Below are 18,565 nucleotides of genomic sequence, written 5' to 3' on the forward strand. Positions count from 1 at the left end.
ACTCCTCCCAATCCCTGTCCACCCCACCTCGACAACCGATGAACAAGCCATGGACAAGCGCTTCGACAACACATGATCTGATCTCGGGCCACCGTGCGGGTGAACCTGACAGCACGCACCCGTTGGAGGCCCCATGCTCCCTCGAACCATCGGTTTTCCCCACGAGAGCGGCACCACCGAGCGCCGCACCCTGCTCACTCCCCACGTGGCCCGCACCCTCACCGAAGCCGGATACCGGGTGCTGGCCGAACCAATCGACCAACCCGACCAGCATCTGCAAGAGGTGGGAGTGGATTTCACTGATCCGGACAGGGCCTGGTCGGCTCCTTTGGTGTTGCGGTACAAGGGCGGCCTCCACCAGGATCTACACCGCTCGTCCCCAGGCCAGAGCATCGGAGTGATCTTCCACGCCAAAGGCGACCCGCACCTACTCACCACTCAATCACACCGGGTGTCGGCCTACAGCTACGAGTTCTGGCACCAGGGCAGCCGGTTTTCGCTGGCGGTGGCTGGCGGCCGCATTATCTGGCGAGTAGGTCGTGCACGAACCGCCGTACGTACGGAGCCAGCCGTTCGTGGAGCGGGTCCCGCTCACCAGCCTGGACGATCTCGGCGCAGATGATCAGGTGCGCCAGCAGCCCCTCCTCGATGTCCAGCACATCGGCGAAGACCTCACGGACCACAGAGGCCGCGTCGGGTTCGGGTAGGGCGTAGGCGTGCAGGACCGCGGCGTCGTACCCCAACGGCGCCGCAGCCCACCCCTCCCAGTCCATCAGCACCAGCGGGTGGGTGGTGACGTTGGCCCAGTGCAGGTCCGCGTGCGAGGTCACCCACGTCCTCACCTCCAGATCGACCCCGGCCTCTGCCACATCGGGCAGGTGGGTGGGGATCCGCGTCAGAAAACCGTGCGTGTGACTCCGACGCCCCTCGGGGACGGGCACCTGGCCAAGCTGATCAAGAACGGTACGCAACTCCGTCCACCAGGCGTCGTCGACACTGTGGGGGAGAGGTGCGCGCAGGTCGGGTGAGGCGGACACCGGGGACGCCTCGACGAAGGAGAACAGCAGGGCCTGAAACACTGGGCTCTGACCCCAGGTGTGTTCGGCCAGTAGCCGAGGCCGGGGGATGCATGCGGGCAGCAGCCTCTCGGCCAACGGGTTGCCCTCCCACACCCGGCCCCCCGGTGCTGACGCGGACGTGACACGTAGCCACACTTGGCCCTCGATGGGGTGGGTGACGGGGCCGCTCACCGTGCGGCCGCCCACACCATGGCTAAGACTGACATCGTCCTGAGCGTGGAGGCCCAAGGCGGTGATCGCCTGGTGCCAAACCCCGATCATGTGCAGATCGGCCCTGGCCGGTGAAGTGGCCACGCGGTACCTCCTTGGCTCCGCTGCTGGAGGACTCGCTGGACATGTCGCTGAGCTACCCCATGTTCATACAGCAGGTGAAGGCTCACCCAGCAACCGGTAGACCAACAGTTCTCGTTCCGGCAGCAAGTCAGTGAACCTGAAGCACCCGTCGCCGGTGGGCTCGACTGGAGAACCGTTCAGCTTCTCCAGTTGCTCCAAGCCCTCAACGTTCACAGTGAGAGTGAACAAGGACCCGATGTTCGGCTCCCTGTGTCGGACTCGGAGGTCATGCACTTGCTGCGGGCCAAGCGCACGCAGTACTCCAGCCAGATCGAGCAGTTCCTCCGCGTGCAGTGACGCGTCATAAACGAGTTGCGTCTGGGGGCGCCAGGTCTCCTCACGGGAGATTGACGTTCGCACTTCGACTTTGGTGCCCTGGAATTCGGCTGTGAACCGCGTGTTCTGGGGTCCGTAGTCTTGGACGGGAACTCCCAGTGCTTTCGCGAAGCTGTCCACCGTACGCAACTGATCGTCGCGATCGGTAGAACTCTCCACGTGGAAATCGATCCATGGAGTGGGTGTGTCCACATCCTCAAGCGTCACGATCAATGGAGCGGGACGTAGTGGGGCAACAACGTCCAGCAGCCGTGCCGCTGAGTACAGCAGCCCAGCAGGATCAGGCGGAAGCAAGATCGTGGGATGAGCAGATTCTTCAGGACTTACCGTCTGGGCTCTGACCGAACCAGGCTGTGAGTCCCAGGGGTACTCTCGCCCGGCCACTTCATAGTTGTCTTGCAGTCCGCCTGGGGGCAATCCGCTATGGTCGACCAACCTAACGTTCGGCCTGCCGTAGACCGCTGATACCAGTGACCACACGCCGTGCAGAGTATCGATGTACCGCTCGTCGTGAGGGCCATCGGGGCCTGGCAAATGCACAGTGAACGAACTCATGCGTATGATCATGGCGCAGAGACGGCTGGTAGGGGGCGCTTTTCGGAAATCTCCACAGCAGCGTCTGACGGTCGAGTCACCAACGGCTACATCTTCGCGAACCCTACTGAGCTTGGCCGCGACATGATCGCAATCGCCCGTGGAGGATGTTCCCCCAAGTCTTCGCTTTCGAAGAAGGCTGGGTGGTGCCGTGGCCCCTGGGAAACATCAGCTATGCCGGGGCGCTACACCCCCAGTGATACCTAGCCAAGACCTGTCGCTGCGCCGACTCCTGTGCGCTGGGCGCGGTCTGCCCTCCACGTCACAGGATGTTCCACCGCAGAGCGCCGTTGTCTCCGCGATATCCCGCGATGCGACGGCGTACTTCATGGAGTGTGCCAGGTGTGTGGTTGGCCTTCCGGGCGTTCGTGGTGATCATCCGTAGTTCCCGTAGCTCCCGAAGGACTGGATACCCGGGCCAGGACCTCACGTCGAACCCGTAGCTGCGAGCGAACCGCTGGTAGTGCTCGACCTCGTACCCGAACCGTCGGCAGTGGATCTCCACGGTCACCAGGTCCCACTCCGGTTGGCCGAAGGCCACGGTGTCCCAGTCGCACAGAACCGTGCGCTGGCCATCTCGCAACGCGTTTCGGTGCTGGGGGTCACCTTGTACCACAGCGGATGGCAGAGCGAACGCGACTCGGGCGAGTGCCGCCTCCAGTTCGCTGGTTCGCTCGTCCAGGAACTCCAACTCCTCAACTGACAGGGCGGTGATCGCCGTCAAGGACCGCCTAATCGCTGCGACGTTGTCCAAGACTCGTAGCCGCACCGGCGGCTCGGCTAGTTTGTGCAGGGAGCGCAAGGGCTCGGCCAGGTCGACCGCGTGAACCGAGATGTTGTTCTGGGGCAGGTAGGTCCAGAAGGTCACCGGGTGGTCACCGATGATCTGGGGCTGCTCGATGCCAGGTGCCAGAGGCACCGTGGGAAAGCCCTGTTCCATGAGCCAGCGGACGAAAACGACGGTGCGTTCGACAGCCTCCACGGGGGTGCCCTTGCGGGCGATCTTGACGACCACGGGTTCGGCGCTCAGCCGAACCACGGCGTTGGTGTGCCCGCGAAGCAGGCCCGCACCAGCGGTGGAGAGTCCTACGTGCGCGCAGGCCCGTTCCAGGACGTCGTACATCTGAGAGGTGGCGAAACCGCCGTGCAGAGGCGCCGGTGCAGTCATGGGACCAACGATGACCGATCAGCAGGGTGGCTGTCACCCCGCTGTTGAGGGAGCTCCAGTGCTTCTCCCAGGCTGCGGACGGCGCGGGCTGAGCGCATGCGCGGGGGCAGGACCTCGATGACGTGGCGTGCTCGTGCGACGAGGATGGGGGTGCGGTGGGGGTCGGGCACGCTGAGGTAGGTGGTTTCGGCGAGCAGGCAGGCTTCGGTGAGGCTGTGGTCGCGAGCCAGGCAGATGGCTTCTTCTAGCCGGAGCAGGGCGGGGTCGATCCCTCCGCTGTGGTCGGGGTACAGGCTCAGGGCCCGGTGCTGGACCTGGCGAGCGCGGTCGGTGTGACCCAGGTGGGTGTAGGCGCCGCTCAGGTACAGCAGCAGCCGGCGTTCGGGGAAGGCGAATGCGTCGTCCTCGGGGCCGTGTTCGCAGCGGTCGAAGTGGTCGCGGGCGGCGTTGATGGCGTGCACCGCCCCGGCTTTGTCTCCGAGTCGGGCGCGGGCGCGGGCCTCGGCCGCTGCGGCGAAGGCGCTGGTGGGGGTGAAGGAGTGGCGGGAGAGCATCCGGGCCTGCTGGGCCAGGGTGCTGGCGGAGGCCAGCAGCCCGTAGTAGTAGCCCAGCATGGCGGCTTGGGCGCGTACGCGGGCGCGGAGTTCGGTTGTGGTGCTGTCGTCTGCGGCGTTGCGGGCGGTGCCGTACCAGCTGTGGGCGTGGCGGACCTGGCCGAGTTTCATGTGGGCGTCGGCGGTCAAGGTGGCCAGCAGAGCGGTGATTTCGCTCAGGCGTGCTTGGACGGTGGCGGGTTGGCGTTGGGCTGCCAGGGTGTGGATTTCGTCCAGTTCGGCCAGGAGCAGCTCCAGCATGGGTCCGGGCGGGTCGAGGATGTAGCGGTGGCGGAGCCAGACGAGGCGCTCGTCGATCAGGTCGAGTTGGGCTGGGGTGACGGTGGCCTGGGCGAGGGTGCGGTCCAGGCGGTGCCGCATCTGCTCAGAGCGTGTTTCCAGCCCGTGGCTGCTGTGAGGGGCGGCTGGGGCGCGGACCGAGACCGGCGGGGTGGTGGGTGGGGTAGGGGCGGTGTCGGGGGCGTAGTCCCCGGCCAGGCCCAGCCCTTGGGTGTTGGTGGCGTAGAGCCGACACAGCAGGTCGACGGTGCTGGTGCGGGGCCGGTGGGCGCCGGTTTCCCACCGGCCGAGCTGGTCGGGGTCCAGCTTCGCTGTGCCCGGTGTGTGCTGGCACATCTGGCGGTACTCCTCCACCGCTTGGCTCAGTGTCCAGCCTCGGGCCAGCCGGTGGGCGCGCAATCGGCTCACACCGCAGCACCGGTGGATGCGTTCGGCTGTCTCCTGGATGCCCCACTCGTGTGTTGTGGCCTGCGCCCGGATCAGCTGAGCGCAGGCGGGGCCGTGCGGCGCCATGGCCACCTCCACGATCGTCGATTCCACCGAGGATAGTGAGCCAGGCCATGCCTCGGGTGGATCCGTGAGAAGTCACGGATTCTGGGACGGGTGTGACGGGTGGGCTCTGGCCCGTGAATTCTCACTGTTGCTCCCAAGGCAAGGCCAGGCACAGGCTGTGTCCACCTGCCAACGCTCCTGGGGCCACGATCACCTCGGGCCCGGGCGTCGGCGCACACCCCGACGCCCCCTTCTCCTTGCTCGGTTCAGGACGTGACCCACCAGACCTGAAGGACGACACATGCTCGACACGGCGGTCCCGCTCCCCGCGGGGACCTTCACCATCGGCAAGACCTTCACCTTCGAGGCCGGGCATCGGCTGGTGAGCCTGCCACCCGACCACAAGTGCTCACACCAGCACGGGCACGGCTACCAGGTCGAGGTCATTCTCACCGCCCCGACCCTGACCGGGCCGGGATTTGTCACCGACTTCGGCGACCTGGCCCCGTTCAAGGAGTTCCTGGACACCGAACTCGACCACCACAACCTGCACGAGGTCATGTCCTTGGAGCCCACCTCGGAGTGCTTGGCCCGTTTCCTGGCCGGGTGGTTCATTCACCACCTCGAACCGGAGCTGCCCGCCCGCCTGGTCGCTGTCCGCGTGCGGGAGAGCGCGCGTAGCTGGGCGCGCTTTGACGTGGAGCCCCGGTGAATACCGCAGCCGCCGGCGAGCCCCGTCTGCTCGTCGCTGAATCGTTCGGGATCGAGCAGCCCACCTTCCAGGGGGAGGGGCCCAGCTGTGGCACCCCGGCCCTGTTCATCAGATTGTCGCGGTGCAACCTGACCTGTACCTGGTGCGACACCCCCTACACCTGGGACCGGTCCCGGTTCGACCTGCGCACAGAGTCGTCGTGGCAGCCGGTGCGCGACCTGGCGTCCTGGGCGTGCTCTTCGGAGGTGGAGCTGGTCGTCATCACCGGGGGCGAGCCACTGATCCAACAGCGGCCCCTGGCGGTGTTGGTGCAGAGCCTGCTGGACGTTGGCAAACGGGTGGAATTTGAAACCAACGGCACCATCGCCCCCGACCCGAGGTTGCTGGTCCAGGGGGTGCGTTTCAACGTGAGCCCCAAACTCGCCAACGCCGGTGTCGCCGAGAGCAAACGCCTCATCCCGCAAGTGTTGGAGGCGTTCGCGGCCAGCGGCCGGGCGGTGTTCAAGTTCGTCGCCCGCACCGAGACGGACCTGGACGAGATCGGCGCCCTCACCGACCGGTACGGGCTGGACCCGATCTGGGTGATGCCCGAGGGCACCACACCGCAGGAGTTGGTGGCAACCACCCGTGTGCTCGCCGACGAGGTCGCGGCCCGCCGCTGGCACCTGGCCCAGCGCCTGCACGTGATGGCGTTCTCCGAAACCCGTGGGCGCTGACCCGCCCTCCGCCGAACCCGTTGTCTGCCCGCACCCTTGGAAGCGAGGCCCTCATGACGCACACCCTCAGCCCGGCCCCCCAGCAGAGCCCGCCCCACCCGATCCAGAGCGAGGCCGACGAGCGGCCGCCGGTCGACGTCGACCGCATCACCGACCTGGTCGGCCAACTCCTGACCGCGCTCGGTGAGGACCCCCACAGGGAGGGCCTGACCGACACCCCCACGCGCGTCGCTGCCTGGTGGAGTGATTTCCTGTCCGCAGAGGCGGCCACCACCACCACCGCGTGCTTCGCTGAATCCCAGGTGAGCGGCCAGCTGGTCGTGGTCTCGGGGATGAGCATGTGGTCGCTGTGCGAGCACCACCTGCTGCCGATGCACCTGGAGGTCACCACCGGCTACCTGCCCGGCACCCAGGTGCTGGGGTTGTCCAAGTTCGGGCGCATCGCCCGCCAGTGCGCGGCGCGCTTGCAGGTACAGGAGAGGTTCACCCACCAGGTGGCCGACAGGGTCGCCGCTGCCGTGGGAACTCCGGACGTGGCCGTGGCCGTGCGCGGCACCCACCTGTGCATGAGCATGCGGGGCGTGCGCATGGAGGCCGCCCGCACCACCACGCTGGAGCACCGCGGCCGCCTGGACGAAGACCCGGCGCTCGCCCAGCGCTTCCTCACCCTGACCACCGGCCCTTGGGGGAGCGCATGACGGTCAACGACACCAGCACCTCGGCCCGACCAGTTCAGGAAGGGGGCCTGGTGTACCTGAGCTGGCACCGGATCGAGGAGATGATCGACCACATCGCTGAGCAGGCCAGCAACGAGGGCGCCCCCCAAACCGTGGTAGCTGTGCTGCGCGGCGGTGCGATCCCCGCTGTGTGGCTCGCCCACCGCCTGCAGGTGCGCGACGTGCGCGCTATCGAGGTCACCCACACCGCAAGTGAGAGCCCTCATGCCGCCAAGACCCCGAAGCCGGTGGTCGTCAACCCGGCCTCGTTAGGCGACCTGGCCGACCGGGACGTGCTGGTCGTGGACGACGTCGCCGGTAGCGGACACACGCTGGCGGCCACCGCTCGCCTGGTGGCCGAGGCGGGAGCCGGCCGGGTGCGCACCGCCGTGTGCGCGGTCAACAACGACAACTGGACCCAGCCCACACCAGCACAGGACACCTTTACCTACATCGGCCAGGCCACCCGCGGGTGGGTGATCTTCCCTTGGGAAGGCGGCGCCGATGAGCGCTGAACCGGGGCCCGCCCCCGTGCGCCGCCAGCCCAGGCCGGGCTGGGGCCCGCCCCCGTGCGCCGCCAGCCCAGGCCGGGCTGGGGCCCGGCGGCGACCGACCAGACCTCTACCTGCTGGAGGACACCATGACCACTCCCACCTCTTGTACCGCCCCCGCCCCTCCGGTCCCGCTGTGGGTGAGCGTCGAGGGCATCAACGGCGTCGGCAAGTCCACCGCCGCTCGGGCCGCGGCCGCCGCGCTGGGCGAGCGGAGCCTGTTGCTGGATGAGCTCACCGACCAGTCCGGCGACACGCTGCCCGGGCGGGTCATCGCCGCGCTGGCTTCCGAGGGGGACGTGTGCCTGCGCACCGGCCATCCGGTTGCCGAAACCCTGGCTTTGCTCGCCCTGAAGGTCCGTGAAAGCGAACGCCTCACCGCTAACTGCCCGGTGGGGGTCGAGGTGATCTTGGAAGACCGCGGCCTGGACTCGGTCGCGGTGTGCCAGGCCGCGATCTTGGCCGCGCACTACAACGAGAGTGACCCCGCCCGGTTGGCCCGGTACGTGCTGGCCACGGCGCGACAGTGGTGTCGCCTCCCAGACGCCACCCTGCTCCTGACCGGTGACCGCACGGTGAGCACCGACCGGTTCGCCGCCCGGATCGGCCGCACGCTCGCGCCCAGGGACCTGGACGTCATCCACCAGACCGAAGAGCTCTACCGTGTGCTCGCCGCCCAAGAGCCCGACCGCTACACCCTCATCGACACCACCGGGCGAACACCGGCCCAGAGCGCCCGCGCTGTCCAAGACACGGTTCGGGCCCTGCTGGCCAAGCGGAAAGAGGCTGCCCATGCCGCGTGATGTCACCCTGCTGTGGGGGTTGCGTTCCCCGTGCGCGTTCGCCTGCCCGCACTGCTACTTCGGGACCATCGAAGAACACAAGGTTGCTCCACCGAACCAGCTCGGGGTCCTGTCGCACCTATCGCGCACCGACCTGCCCGCCCGCGCCCTGATGGACTTCGCCCGCACCCTGGCCGATTCGCCGGTCGAAAGGGTGGTCATCGCCGGGGGAGAACCCTTGGACTGGCCCGGCGCCCTGGAGGTGATCGCACTCATCAAACAGGCGGGCTGTGAGGTGGTGGTCGCCACCAACGGCATCCCGCTCACCCGCCCCCAGGTGGTGGAGCGCCTCGTCGACCTCGAGGTGGACGGGGTGTCGGTGTCCCTGGACAGCGCCGACGCGGCCACCAACGACCGATTGCGGCCCTCACGGTCGGGACGGTTCGGCTACGACCAGGTCCTGGACGGCATCAGTGCGCTGTTGGACGCCCGCGGGGAGAAGCCCTCGCCGCGGGTGGGGATCTACACCGTGGTGATGCGCCCCCGCCCCCAGGAGATCGGTGATATGGCCCGCCTGGCTACCGAGCTGGGCGTGGACTACTACGTTCCCCAGCCGATCTCCCTGGCCAACGACCACAACCTCTTCGAGGAGCTGGCCCACCGGCCCGAGGATGTGGCGGCCGTGGCCGAGGAGCTCGACGCCCTCTACGCCGACCCGGGCCGCCTGGCGCTGCCGGACCCTTCCTACACGCGGCGGTTCGTGCAGGCCATCTCCACCCACGTCAGCGCACACGTCGAAGGCTGCTTCGGCGGTGCCCGCCTGTTCTTCATCCAACCCGACGGCACGCTGTGGGACTGCCCCTCCGACCGGCGTATCGCCGCCACCCCGCCTGAGCGGCGGCGCACCATCCGCGGCGCCGACGCGGCCACCCTGTTCACCGCCAAGCCTGCGTGCACGGACTGTGACCTGTTCAGCCGCGACTGCGTGAACATGTGGCCCCTGATGGACCTGCCGCGGATGCTGGACGGGGAGGCGCCCCGATGAGGCTCCCCCCTGTCCCCGACCGCACGCAGTTGATCGCTGACCGGCTCACCCCCGTCCTGGAACAGATGCCCGACCCCAGCGGCGGCGCAACGGTCACAGACCTGGAACACGCTCTGGCCCAGACGTTGGGCGTCGCCCAGGTGGTGGCGGTCTCCTCGGGCACTGCGGCCCTGCACGCCGCACTGGCGGCCTGCCACATCGGGCCGGGCGAGGAGGTCCTGGTGCCGGCCCTGAGCGTGGTCATGAGCGTGGCGCCCCTGGTGGCCCTGGGGGCCCGGCCGGTGTTCATCGACTCCGACCCGGCCACCCGGGAGGTGGACTACGACGACGCCGCCCGCAAACTCACCTCGCGCACCCGGGCCATCATGGCAGTGCACCTGTGGGGCCGCATGGCAGAGCCCACAGCCCTGACCGGGTTCGCCGCCGAGCACGGCCTGACCATCGTCGAAGACGCAGCCCAAGCCATCGGCACCAGCTGCAACACCCAACGGGCGGGCACGGTCGGTGCCGTGGGCTGTTTCAGCATGAAGGACGGCAAGATCCTGTGGAGCGGTGAGGGCGGGTTCCTGGCCACCGACCGCCCCGAGATCGCTGAGCACGCCCGTGCGTGGCGCACCCATTGGCAACCGCCCCCGCCGAGCCAGGCCCCCCAGGCCCGTGTGGGCACCAACGCCCGCCTGGCCGCCCCGTTGGCCGCGCTCGCTTCGGCCAACCTGCACCACCTGCAGGAGCTGGTGGAGTTGCGTCGCGCCCAGATGCACTACCTGCTGCACGCCCTGGCCCCGGTGCCCGGGCTGCGCCCCCTGACCCCAGCAGCGGGGGAGGAGTGGAACGCCTACGCCCCGCTGCTGCACCTGGACCTGCCCCGCCCCCGCGCCTTCGCCCAGCACCTGGCCCGGCAGGGGGTGCCCAGCTCCACCGGCACCTTCCACCTGGTGCCCTGCGACACCAGACCCGCCTTCACCGACCCGTACCGGGCTCCATGCCAGGGCGCCGCCCAGATTCTGGACCGCACCCTCGCCGTGATCGTGACCGAACACGACAGGGAAGCAGACCTGGACCGCTACGCCACCGTCATCGCCCACGAGGCCACCACCTGGGAAAGCTGACCAACGCCCCACTACTGACCAAGGGAAAGGCACTCACCCATGACCGCCACCGCGCACTCCACCTGTACCCGCGGCCCGCTGATCTCCGTTGAGGGCATCACCGGTGTCGGCAAGGACTACCTGATGGGCCACGCCCTGGACCCCATCCCTGAAGTGGAGCGGCCGATGATGCTCGCGGAGTTCTCCGCCCGCGCCCACGGCCGCCCCGGGCTCGGCAACCATCTCCTCGGCGCGCTGCGCGAGGCCAGTGCACCAGACCCGTTCCTGCGCTCGGGCACCCCCATGGCCGAGGCCCTGCTGCTCCTGGCCATCAAACGCCACGACCTGGACACCGTCCTGCCCGCTCTGGCGGGCGGGCGTACCGTCGCCGAGGGCCGCAGCGTCGACAGCACCGCCGTGTGCCAGGCCCTGCTCCTGCACCCCCACGATGCAGACACCGCCCTGGAAACCGCCCAGGCCCTGCTGGACCTGGCAGCCTCCTACCGGCCCCTGCCCGATGTGACGATCCTGGTCACCGACGACCCGGACCGGGCCATCGACCGTGCCCAGCGCCGCGACCGGCGCGTGTTCACACCCGAGCAGGCCCACTACCTTCACCAGGCGGGCGTCCTCTTTGAACGCCTGGCCGCCACCGACCCGGCACGCTACCGCCTCGTGGACCGGCGCCGTATCGACACCGGCGAGGCTGCGGCACTGTTCCGCACCTGGATCGGTCAGGCCAGGAGGGGCCTGGGGTGTTGGCGCGAACCCTTCCAGGGCCCGCAGGCGCCGTGCCTGTGCTGCCAGCAGCCCACCGGGCTGGTCCCGGCATGAACGAAACCCTCCCCGGGACCTGCCCGGGCGTCGACGGCTGTGCTCCCCAACTCCCCGACGGGGTCGGTGCCCTGGTCCTGGACTTCGACGGCACCCTGGCCGACACCACCGGTACCCACGAGCAGGCCCTACGGGCGGCACTGCGCCCGCACGGGGCGCACCTGGACTCGGGGTGGTACCGCCGCCACGTCGGCCTGTCCATCCACGACCTGCTCACCGCCCTGCCCGGCGGGGGACAGCTGCCCCACGAGGAGATCATCCACACCAGCCGCACCCACCTGCTGGCCCAGCACACCCTGGCCCCCATCACGTGCGTCCTGGCGCTCCTGCACACAGCACACCGCGCCGGCCTGCCCTGCGCTGTGGCCTCCGGTGCCAGCCGCCTCCTGGTCAGCCCGGGGATCAACGCCCTGGGGCTGGAGCACGTGTTCGCGGCCATGGTCGCACGAGAGGACGCCCCGCGCGGCAAACCGGCCCCCGACCTGTACCTGCAGGCCGCCCACCGGCTCGGCGTCCCCCCGGGCACCTGTCTGGCCGTGGACGACGCCCCCGAAGGCATCGCGTCCGCCCGCGCCGCAGGCATGCGGGTGCTCACCGTCGTGGACCACCACCTGACACCCACCAGCGAACACGCCCCGGGGGTTGTTGCGCGAGGCCCCACCGACTCCGCCTGATGAGCGCCCTCGACCGTTGCCTCCAGAGAGCCTGATGCTGATGCCCGTCCTGCACTCCACCAAGAACCTGCACGTGATCGAACCGCCCACCCCCAGCACGACCGGTGTCGGCGTTTTCGAGTACACCGACCACTACACCGTGTTCCACTACGGGCGCATGCCCGACGCCATCCCCGGCAAGGGCGAAGCGACGGCCCGCATGGCCGCCCACACCTTCGCCCTGCTGGAGAAGGCGGGGGTGCCCACGCACTTTCGCCGGTTCCTGCCTCCGAACCGGATCGAGTTCGACCTCGGCCGCCTCCCGCACCCCGACACCAGCCCCCCAAAGGCCGGAGCGGCCAACCAGCTCGTCCCCGTCCAGGTCCTGTTCCGCAACCAGCTTCCCCAGGGCAGCTCCGTGCACCGCCGCCTCGCCTGCGGCGCGATCACCCCCGCCGACCTGGGGTTGGACGCCGTCCCTACGGTTGGTGAGAAGCTTCCCCGCCCGGTCATCGAGTATGCGACGATGCTCGACGACACCAACCGGTTCCTCACCCGCGACCAGGCCCAGCACCTGAGTGGGTTGAACGATGAGCTGTTCCAGACCTTGGGCTCCACGGCGGCCGCGGTCAACGAGCTACTCACCGCCCACGCCCGCGAGCGCGACCTGGACCACTGCGACGGCAAGGCCGAGTTCCTCCTCACGGGCGATGGCCGCCTGGTGGTCGCCGACAGCCCCGGCACCCCCGACGAGAGCCGCCTTCTGTTCCAGGGGGTGCACTGCGGCAAGCAGGTCTTGCGCAATTGGTACGTCGACAACGGGCTAGCCGTACCGGTCGCCGACCTGATCGCCCGCGGTGTCCCGCGCGATCGGTGGCCACGCCCAGCGCCGCTGCCTGCGAAGTTCCTGCCGGTGATGTCGGACCTGTACCGGGCGCTGAGCCGGACCTGGACCGGCCAGGACAGCGGCGAGGCTCCCGACCTGGCCAGCGCCACCCGGGCCATCACCCACCTCATCGGCCGCTAACCCCCCGACCACGACCACACCCGCCCGGCCCCCGCAGGGGAGCCGCAGAACCAGCGACGCAGCGGTGGAGGATGCATGGGCGCCCTGACCGAGGACCCCGCTTTCGGCGACACAACCTTCGTGGTCATCGACTTCGAGGCCACTACCCCGGCCGGCCATCCGGCCCAGCCCATCGAGGTCGCCGCCCTGGCCCTGCGCTACACCCCCACCGGGTGGACCGAGTCCGGCCGCAGCACAACCCTCATCCAACCCCCCGATTTCGCACCCGTGACCTGGGCCAACACCGCACAGAGCGGTCTGACCCCCGAGCACTTCACGAACGCGCCCACCCCCGCCCAGGCACTGGGGGCCCTGGACCAGCGGTTCGCAGACCAACGCCGGTACCTGCTGGTAGCCCAGCACGCCGCCACCGAGGCCAACATCATCCACCACCAGCGCCACCACTGCCCCCGCCTGGCCCACGTCGACCTGATCGACACCATCCCGCTCGCCAAGCACCTCATACCGGGCCTGGACAACTACAAACTCGACACCCTGCTCCACCACTTCACGATCCCCCACCCGGCCGACCGCCACCGGGCCGCCGCCGACGTAGAGGTCACCGCCCGGGTCTTCACCCACCTCATCGACGCCGCCGACCGCGAGGGAACCATCGGAGACCGCGCCGGGCTGGTCAAGATCGCCGGGCGCACCGCCAATGCCAACCGGCCCGTCCAACAAGACCTCTTCGACCTGTGAGCGGCTACACCACCCGCAGCAGACACACCCCCGGTGAAGGAAGGACCCCCGACCCAATGACCCACACCTGCCCCGACCTCATAGAGGTTCCGTTCTGGTTCGACCCGCTGTGCCCCTGGGCGTGGATCACTTCCCGCTGGCTCCTGGAGGTGGAAACGGTGCGGGCCGTGCGCGCCGACTGGCGGATCATGTCGCTGGCCTACCTCAACCTCATCCAGCGCAAGGGCGAAGGGCTCAGCCCCGCCTACCGGCAGCTGATGGAGGGTGCGTGGGGGAACGTGCGGCTCTGCGCAGCAGCCGCCGAGCAGCACGGCCGCCATGTCCTGGGTCCCCTGTACACCGCAATCGGCACCAGGCTGCACCACCAGCGTCGCCGGGACGACCCGACCGTCACCACCGACGCCCTCGCCGAGGTTGGCCTGCCCCAGTCCTTGGCGCGCGCGGCCACCAGTACCGCTTTTGACCCCCACATCAGGGCCTCGCACCACGAGGCCTTCGACGCGGTCGGCCTCGACGTCGGGACACCAGTCCTGCGCATCGCCGGGACGACCCTGTTCGGGCCCGTGGTGACCCCGGCCCCCCGCGGCGAAGCCGCCGGGCGGCTGTGGGACGGCCTGGTCCTCATCGCCCAAACGGACGGGTTCTTCGAGCTCAAACGGACCCGGGACCGCAAAGCCTCCTTCGAGTGAAGGCACCCGCTCACGTCCCGGGCCCGCCGGTGCAGGCGGCTGCGCGGCGGCCTCTCCAGGAGTCAGCCGATCCCGGCCGGCCCGCGAATGGCCCGGGAGACACGGTCCCCCACCAGACGTTCGGCGGCAGCCAGCGGGTACCAGCCAGCCCCGGTCACTTCCGCCTCCTGCAGGCTGCCCACTTCCAGGTGCGCGGGCGCGGTGAAAGCGAAGCCCAAGTCCAAGTGGAAGTGCGCCGGTTCGTCCTTGGCCGGACGTGCGGGCACCGCCCCGTACTCGACGTAGACAGGGGTGGGCGAGGCGACCGTGACGTGGGCGGCGTCGATGCCCGTCTCCTCGACCAGCTCGCGCACCGCCGCGCCCAGCAGCGTGTCGTCCTCCGGCTCCAAGTGCCCACCGGGCTGCAGCAGGATCCCGTACGCCCGGTGGTCCACCAGCAGCACCTCGCCACCGCGAACCAGAAGGGCACCGACGGTTGCGTGCATCGGGAAGGTGCGCCGCGACGCGAAGTTCGCCCCCTGGGTGAGCTGGCGTACCGCCTCCTCGAGGGAGCCTGCCTCCTCCGGGTGTCGGGCGAGGTAGCCCTCCACCGCACCCCTGATCTCGGCGTCACCGATCGACACGGCACACCCCCACACCAGTCGAAGAGCCCAGCTCTCCAGGTCGAGTCCGGAAGGCAACGATGAGAGGCACGGTCAGCTCCAGAGCGCACGACAACGGCAGGGGTTGTAGCCTACCGACGCGGCCCAGCTCCCGTGGGCCCAACGCGCCAAATCACCCGCTCCCAGGAACACCACAGGCACCGGGTCAGGCCGCTCCGCGCCGGTCCTACCGTGAAGCGGGGCGGGGCCGGTGACCACGGACGCTCTCACCGGCTGGGAAGAGGACGCCAACGCCGAGGCCTACGCAGAGTTCGCCCGCACCTGGCCCATGTACAGCGCCACCAGCCACGACCTCGCCGCGCGTGCCCACCTCACCGACAGCCGCCTGATCGTGGACCTGTGCGGCGGCACCGGCACGACCGCCCAAGCCATCCTCAACCTTGCCCCGCCCCAGGCCAGGGTCATCTCCCTCGACAACGCCGCTGCCATGCAACGCGTCGGCCAGCGCACCCTGAACGACACACGCCTGTCCTGGGTCACCGCACCCGCCGAGGAGCTGGCCGAGCACGCCCCGGCCAGCCAGGTCGACGCCGTGGTGTGCAACTCGGCCATCTGGAAAACCGACGTCCCCACCGTGTTCAGGGCTGTTCGCTGTGTCCTGCGACCCGGTGGTCACTTCGTGTTCAACATCGGCTCCGCCTTCGCGGGCCTGACTCGCCCTGACGGGCAGGGCGGGAGGTCTCGACCCTCGCTGGACTCCTTGATCCGCCACATCGCGGCCAGGGATTATGGGTACACCCTGCCCCCGGTGAACAACGAGAGCCCGAAGCTGCCGATGGAGGCCGTGTCCTGTCATCTGGCCGACGCTGGGATGAGAATGGTGGACACCGATGTCACTGCTCAGCGCACCAGCATGGCTGAGCGGAAGGCGTGGCTGTCCATTCCGCTCTTCGCTCGCCCCGGTGGCCGGTTCACCTACGCACAGAAGATGCACATGCTGGACCAGGCCTATTCCCAGAGCAACCCTGAGGAGACAACCGTGACCCGCTGGCTCGTCATCGTCGCTCAGCTATGACACCCAGCTCAGAGGCATCCTGCTCGCCCCGCTCACGCCCGATTCGACCGGTTTCTGGGGGGCGAAGGCGAACCGCAAAGAGCCTGTCCGTGTGATTCCACCTGGAGGATTCGGTCCCGTGTCACAAGCCACTGGCTGTGACATAGGCCATGTGGATAGTGGCGTGGGTGATTCCGCTATAGATCGTGTGGGCCTGTACGGTCACCCAGATGAAGCCCCACTGCTGGTGTAGCACACGTCTCGAGGCTGACGTGAGATCAATTCATTACTCATGGGTCCCTTGCTCGGAATGAACGGTGCAACTGTCGCACAGGTTGAGACGTTCAGCGACTCCTCATAGGCGTCGACATCGATGTGCGCCTGGAAGTGGTAGTCGATCACGGCCCGGCGGGCCAAGCGCCGAGCGTCGACGTAGGACAACCCCTCGCTGATGGCCAGGGCGCGGGCGGCGTCCTTGAGCTTGTCGTGCGGCACGATGTTCCCCTTCGCGGCCCCGGGCTCCCACACCGCCCCGGGCCTTGGGTATGCCACAGGTCAGGCTCGTCTGCGATGGGGGCTGTGCTCGCCCTTGTCCGGGGTCGCCGCAGTCCCGGTGTGGCCGGGTGCGCGGCTCGGAGCAGGCCCTCGCCGGGGCCCTGATCCAGGGTAGACGCGCCCGGGAGGATCCGCTCGGGGAATTCAGCGTTCGGTTCTGTCAGGGGGCGACGTCTGTGGGGCGTCCTGGAGTTGCTGCAGCAGGCGCCTGCTGCGCTCATCGATACGGGCGTTGGCCAAGATTCCTGTATCCGCACTGCCCGATGGCGCAGGGGTCCACCGCTGAGACGCGGATTTTCCTCGGCGGCCGTGACGGCTGCGCCGATCCGGCTTCTGGGCCTTTTGGGGCTCCTTCGAAGGTGGAGCCGGGGCAGGCACGGGCCGGATAGCAAGGCTGTCGGGAAACTGACGCAGCTGTGCCCGGATCTTGTCCCTGACCTCTTCCGGGGTGCTGGACCGACCAAGTAGATCGGTGAGCTGGGCACGGGTGTCGTCGTAGGTCTGCGGCATCCTGCCGTTGTACGCCCACTGGAGGGTGTCGAGCAGTTCGTTGGCCTTGGCGCGGATTCGCTCCGTGCGTTGGCCTGTGCCTGCCCTGCGACTGCGTTCGCGGCCTTCCGGCACTGTGGCCCGTCGTGGCTTTTTCGCGGGTGGGGCGGTGGAGCGGTCGAACTGGTCCTTGGGGAACTGGCGCAGTTGTTGCTTGATCCAGTCCGTCACGTCCTTGGGGACCTCGGGCCTGGTGAGCATACTGACCAGTGCGGCACGGTTGTCGTTGTAGGCCCGGCTGAGCTGGCGTTCCTGGGCCCATTGGAGCTTGCCGAGGTACTTGTCGGCCTCTCGTTGGACGCGATGGTGGGGCAAGAGAGCGCGCCGACTGGGCGCGCGGCGGCGTTCCGGAACAAGGGGGACTTGCCGAGGTCGCGCGAGGACTTCCCGTGTGGGCAGGGCATCACTGGCCCGTTGCAACAGGGTGCGAGCTTCGTCGAGCAGGTGGGGGGCAAGCCCTCGGTTGCGGGCCTGGCGCAGCCGCATCTGGACCTGCTGGGCCATGGCACGTACGTTCGCCATCTCCTGCTGGTCGAGCACGTAGCGCAAGCCACGCAATGCTTGTTCCAATGGATCCGTCGGCGTGGTCACCTCGCTGCGGGGCCCGGGGCGGCGCTGAACGGGCACGGGGACGGCCTCAGCGCGGGCCTTGACGAGGGTGTCGCCCTGGAGAACGCACTCGCCCAGTGGTGTCCATACGACCTCGCCCGCACTGTCACGAATACCGACCTGCACAGTGCGAGTGAGGCCGTCGGCGTCGGCGAGCCGGAACAGTCGGTAGGGGACCCCGTTGGCGACTAGAGCGCGAGTGACTGCCTCGTTGGCTCGCACCAGCCACACATAGTCGTGCGCCTCGGCGGACTTGGCCAGGCCCAGCAGTTCGTGGTCTAGGTCGTGGGTAAACACCAGCCGCAGGTGCTTGCCAGAGGTAGGCACGACCAGTGTGGTGCACGCACGGCCCTTGGCCAGGCCCTCGTACGTGACCTGAGCGTCCACTGCCCGCTCGCCCAGCCAGGAACGCAGGTGGCGGTGAGCGTACAGGTGGTCAGCGCTGCCCCCGCCCAGCGTGTTCTCCCCGCCCTTGCGCAATCGGGCGCACTCGTTGGAATCAGCCCGGTGGGCGAAGTGAGGGACGGTCTCGCGTTCGTGGATGATCTTCAGCGACAGCCGTCCTCCGCACCCGCCCAGCAGATGCCCGCACCAGAACGTCTCCTGGTGTTCGTGGGCGCGGTCGCGGAATAGTTCGGCTTCGTCGGGGTCGAGGGGCATGTACGCCGGGTCGGCACTCTCGGAGTGGCCGACCACAGCTGTTTGGACGCGACGACGATCAAGGACCATGCCCGTACAACTAACACACAG

The 18,565-nt window shown here is 68.7% G+C and carries 21 protein-coding genes; 14 read left to right on the forward strand and 7 right to left on the reverse strand.

Annotated elements, in window-relative coordinates:
* Positions 1 to 133 precede the first annotated feature (133 nt).
* Entirely contained in the window at positions 134 to 622 is a 489-nt protein-coding gene (locus AC0VYM_RS11020; RefSeq protein WP_475461873.1) for a hypothetical protein, read from the forward strand.
* Here the strand turns inward: AC0VYM_RS11020 and AC0VYM_RS11025 are convergent.
* The 4 genes from AC0VYM_RS11025 to AC0VYM_RS11040 all read right to left on the reverse strand — a co-directional run bounded on the left by AC0VYM_RS11025 (position 522) and on the right by AC0VYM_RS11040 (position 4,943).
* Positions 522 to 1,154 carry a phosphotransferase gene (locus AC0VYM_RS11025; protein WP_475461875.1) on the reverse strand — a complete coding sequence of 211 codons (633 nt, stop codon included), beginning with the start codon at positions 1,152 to 1,154 and terminating at the stop codon, positions 522 to 524. The genes AC0VYM_RS11020 and AC0VYM_RS11025 overlap by 101 nt on opposite strands.
* Before the next feature lie 282 nt (positions 1,155 to 1,436).
* Positions 1,437 to 2,303 carry a hypothetical protein gene (locus AC0VYM_RS11030; protein ID WP_475461876.1) on the reverse strand — a complete coding sequence of 289 codons (867 nt, stop codon included), beginning with the start codon at positions 2,301 to 2,303 and terminating at the stop codon, positions 1,437 to 1,439.
* Between the two features lie 301 nt (positions 2,304 to 2,604).
* Positions 2,605 to 3,510 carry a phosphotransferase gene (locus AC0VYM_RS11035; RefSeq protein ID WP_475461877.1) on the reverse strand — a complete coding sequence of 302 codons (906 nt, stop codon included), beginning with the start codon at positions 3,508 to 3,510 and terminating at the stop codon, positions 2,605 to 2,607.
* Positions 3,507 to 4,943, reverse strand: a complete 1,437-nt coding sequence (locus AC0VYM_RS11040; protein ID WP_475461878.1) for a helix-turn-helix domain-containing protein — start codon at positions 4,941 to 4,943, stop codon at positions 3,507 to 3,509. The genes AC0VYM_RS11035 and AC0VYM_RS11040 overlap by 4 nt, the downstream gene beginning before the upstream one ends.
* 253 nt (positions 4,944 to 5,196) lie before the next feature.
* On the opposite strand from AC0VYM_RS11040, the gene AC0VYM_RS11045 reads away from it, so the two are divergent.
* The 12 genes from AC0VYM_RS11045 to AC0VYM_RS11100 all read left to right on the forward strand — a co-directional run bounded on the left by AC0VYM_RS11045 (position 5,197) and on the right by AC0VYM_RS11100 (position 14,446).
* Entirely contained in the window at positions 5,197 to 5,607 is a 411-nt protein-coding gene (locus AC0VYM_RS11045; protein ID WP_475461879.1) for a 6-pyruvoyl trahydropterin synthase family protein, read from the forward strand.
* Positions 5,604 to 6,323, forward strand: a complete 720-nt coding sequence (locus AC0VYM_RS11050; RefSeq protein ID WP_475461880.1) for a 7-carboxy-7-deazaguanine synthase QueE — start codon at positions 5,604 to 5,606, stop codon at positions 6,321 to 6,323. The genes AC0VYM_RS11045 and AC0VYM_RS11050 overlap by 4 nt, the downstream gene beginning before the upstream one ends.
* A 53-nt stretch (positions 6,324 to 6,376) precedes the next feature.
* Positions 6,377 to 7,021: a GTP cyclohydrolase I gene (folE, locus tag AC0VYM_RS11055; protein WP_475461882.1), complete on the forward strand. Its 645-nt coding sequence runs from the start codon at positions 6,377 to 6,379 to the stop codon at positions 7,019 to 7,021.
* The gene (locus AC0VYM_RS11060) at positions 7,018 to 7,554 is read left to right on the forward strand and encodes a phosphoribosyltransferase (RefSeq protein WP_475461884.1); all 537 of its coding nucleotides are present in this window, start codon (positions 7,018 to 7,020) and stop codon (positions 7,552 to 7,554) included. The genes folE and AC0VYM_RS11060 overlap by 4 nt, the downstream gene beginning before the upstream one ends.
* A gap of 125 nt (positions 7,555 to 7,679) precedes the next feature.
* Complete coding sequence (locus AC0VYM_RS11065) at positions 7,680 to 8,393, forward strand: thymidylate kinase (protein WP_475461885.1); 714 nt, start codon at positions 7,680 to 7,682, stop codon at positions 8,391 to 8,393.
* The gene (locus AC0VYM_RS11070; RefSeq protein ID WP_475461887.1) at positions 8,383 to 9,417 is read left to right on the forward strand and encodes a radical SAM protein; all 1,035 of its coding nucleotides are present in this window, start codon (positions 8,383 to 8,385) and stop codon (positions 9,415 to 9,417) included. The genes AC0VYM_RS11065 and AC0VYM_RS11070 overlap by 11 nt, the downstream gene beginning before the upstream one ends.
* A complete protein-coding gene (locus AC0VYM_RS11075; RefSeq protein WP_475461888.1) occupies positions 9,414 to 10,526 on the forward strand; it encodes a DegT/DnrJ/EryC1/StrS family aminotransferase in 1,113 nt (370 codons plus the stop codon). The genes AC0VYM_RS11070 and AC0VYM_RS11075 overlap by 4 nt, the downstream gene beginning before the upstream one ends.
* Positions 10,527 to 10,565: 39 nt before the next feature.
* Positions 10,566 to 11,339, forward strand: coding sequence for a nucleoside/nucleotide kinase family protein (locus AC0VYM_RS11080; RefSeq protein WP_475461889.1), 774 nt, complete (start codon positions 10,566 to 10,568; stop codon positions 11,337 to 11,339).
* A complete protein-coding gene (locus AC0VYM_RS11085) occupies positions 11,336 to 12,013 on the forward strand; it encodes an HAD family hydrolase (RefSeq protein WP_475461891.1) in 678 nt (225 codons plus the stop codon). The genes AC0VYM_RS11080 and AC0VYM_RS11085 overlap by 4 nt, the downstream gene beginning before the upstream one ends.
* A gap of 34 nt (positions 12,014 to 12,047) precedes the next feature.
* Entirely contained in the window at positions 12,048 to 13,019 is a 972-nt protein-coding gene (locus tag AC0VYM_RS11090) for a phosphoribosylaminoimidazolesuccinocarboxamide synthase (RefSeq protein ID WP_475461893.1), read from the forward strand.
* Positions 13,020 to 13,094: 75 nt separating this feature from the next.
* Entirely contained in the window at positions 13,095 to 13,757 is a 663-nt protein-coding gene (locus tag AC0VYM_RS11095; RefSeq protein ID WP_475461894.1) for a 3'-5' exonuclease, read from the forward strand.
* Positions 13,758 to 13,813: 56 nt separating this feature from the next.
* The gene (locus tag AC0VYM_RS11100; RefSeq protein ID WP_475461895.1) at positions 13,814 to 14,446 is read left to right on the forward strand and encodes a mycothiol-dependent nitroreductase Rv2466c family protein; all 633 of its coding nucleotides are present in this window, start codon (positions 13,814 to 13,816) and stop codon (positions 14,444 to 14,446) included.
* A 62-nt stretch (positions 14,447 to 14,508) separates the two neighbouring features.
* Here AC0VYM_RS11100 and AC0VYM_RS11105 read toward each other — a convergent pair whose 3' ends face one another.
* On the reverse strand, positions 14,509 to 15,069 hold the full coding sequence (locus AC0VYM_RS11105; protein WP_475461896.1) for an NUDIX hydrolase: 561 nt from the start codon (positions 15,067 to 15,069) through the stop codon (positions 14,509 to 14,511).
* 229 nt (positions 15,070 to 15,298) lie between these two features.
* On the opposite strand from AC0VYM_RS11105, the gene AC0VYM_RS11110 reads away from it, so the two are divergent.
* Positions 15,299 to 16,123, forward strand: a complete 825-nt coding sequence (locus AC0VYM_RS11110) for a class I SAM-dependent methyltransferase (RefSeq protein WP_475461898.1) — start codon at positions 15,299 to 15,301, stop codon at positions 16,121 to 16,123.
* Positions 16,124 to 16,324: 201 nt separating this feature from the next.
* Here the strand turns inward: AC0VYM_RS11110 and AC0VYM_RS11115 are convergent, their stop codons facing one another.
* The gene (locus AC0VYM_RS11115) at positions 16,325 to 16,597 is read right to left on the reverse strand and encodes a hypothetical protein (RefSeq protein ID WP_475461899.1); all 273 of its coding nucleotides are present in this window, start codon (positions 16,595 to 16,597) and stop codon (positions 16,325 to 16,327) included.
* Positions 16,598 to 16,801: 204 nt separating this feature from the next.
* The gene (locus tag AC0VYM_RS11120; protein ID WP_475461901.1) at positions 16,802 to 18,475 is read right to left on the reverse strand and encodes a hypothetical protein; all 1,674 of its coding nucleotides are present in this window, start codon (positions 18,473 to 18,475) and stop codon (positions 16,802 to 16,804) included.
* Positions 18,476 to 18,565: the final 90 nt, after the last annotated feature.

The organism is Nocardiopsis sp. iso_237, from assembly GCF_056173345.1.

Excerpts from the sequence above, each read along its gene's own strand:
- AC0VYM_RS11085 (WP_475461891.1), top strand. The coding sequence starts at position 11,336 with ATGAACGAAACCCTCCCCGGGACCTGCCCGGGCGTCGACGGCTGTGCT.
- AC0VYM_RS11035 (WP_475461877.1), bottom strand. The coding sequence starts at position 3,510 with ATGACTGCACCGGCGCCTCTGCACGGCGGTTTCGCCACCTCTCAGATG.
- AC0VYM_RS11090 (WP_475461893.1), top strand. The coding sequence starts at position 12,048 with ATGCTGATGCCCGTCCTGCACTCCACCAAGAACCTGCACGTGATCGAA.
- AC0VYM_RS11100 (WP_475461895.1), top strand. The coding sequence starts at position 13,814 with ATGACCCACACCTGCCCCGACCTCATAGAGGTTCCGTTCTGGTTCGAC.
- folE (WP_475461882.1), top strand. The coding sequence starts at position 6,377 with ATGACGCACACCCTCAGCCCGGCCCCCCAGCAGAGCCCGCCCCACCCG.
- AC0VYM_RS11030 (WP_475461876.1), bottom strand. The coding sequence starts at position 2,303 with ATGAGTTCGTTCACTGTGCATTTGCCAGGCCCCGATGGCCCTCACGAC.
- AC0VYM_RS11065 (WP_475461885.1), top strand. The coding sequence starts at position 7,680 with ATGACCACTCCCACCTCTTGTACCGCCCCCGCCCCTCCGGTCCCGCTG.
- AC0VYM_RS11080 (WP_475461889.1), top strand. The coding sequence starts at position 10,566 with ATGACCGCCACCGCGCACTCCACCTGTACCCGCGGCCCGCTGATCTCC.
- AC0VYM_RS11020 (WP_475461873.1), top strand. The coding sequence starts at position 134 with ATGCTCCCTCGAACCATCGGTTTTCCCCACGAGAGCGGCACCACCGAG.
- AC0VYM_RS11060 (WP_475461884.1), top strand. The coding sequence starts at position 7,018 with ATGACGGTCAACGACACCAGCACCTCGGCCCGACCAGTTCAGGAAGGG.
- AC0VYM_RS11070 (WP_475461887.1), top strand. The coding sequence starts at position 8,383 with ATGCCGCGTGATGTCACCCTGCTGTGGGGGTTGCGTTCCCCGTGCGCG.
- AC0VYM_RS11095 (WP_475461894.1), top strand. The coding sequence starts at position 13,095 with ATGGGCGCCCTGACCGAGGACCCCGCTTTCGGCGACACAACCTTCGTG.
- AC0VYM_RS11075 (WP_475461888.1), top strand. The coding sequence starts at position 9,414 with ATGAGGCTCCCCCCTGTCCCCGACCGCACGCAGTTGATCGCTGACCGG.
- AC0VYM_RS11045 (WP_475461879.1), top strand. The coding sequence starts at position 5,197 with ATGCTCGACACGGCGGTCCCGCTCCCCGCGGGGACCTTCACCATCGGC.
- AC0VYM_RS11120 (WP_475461901.1), bottom strand. The coding sequence starts at position 18,475 with ATGCCCCTCGACCCCGACGAAGCCGAACTATTCCGCGACCGCGCCCAC.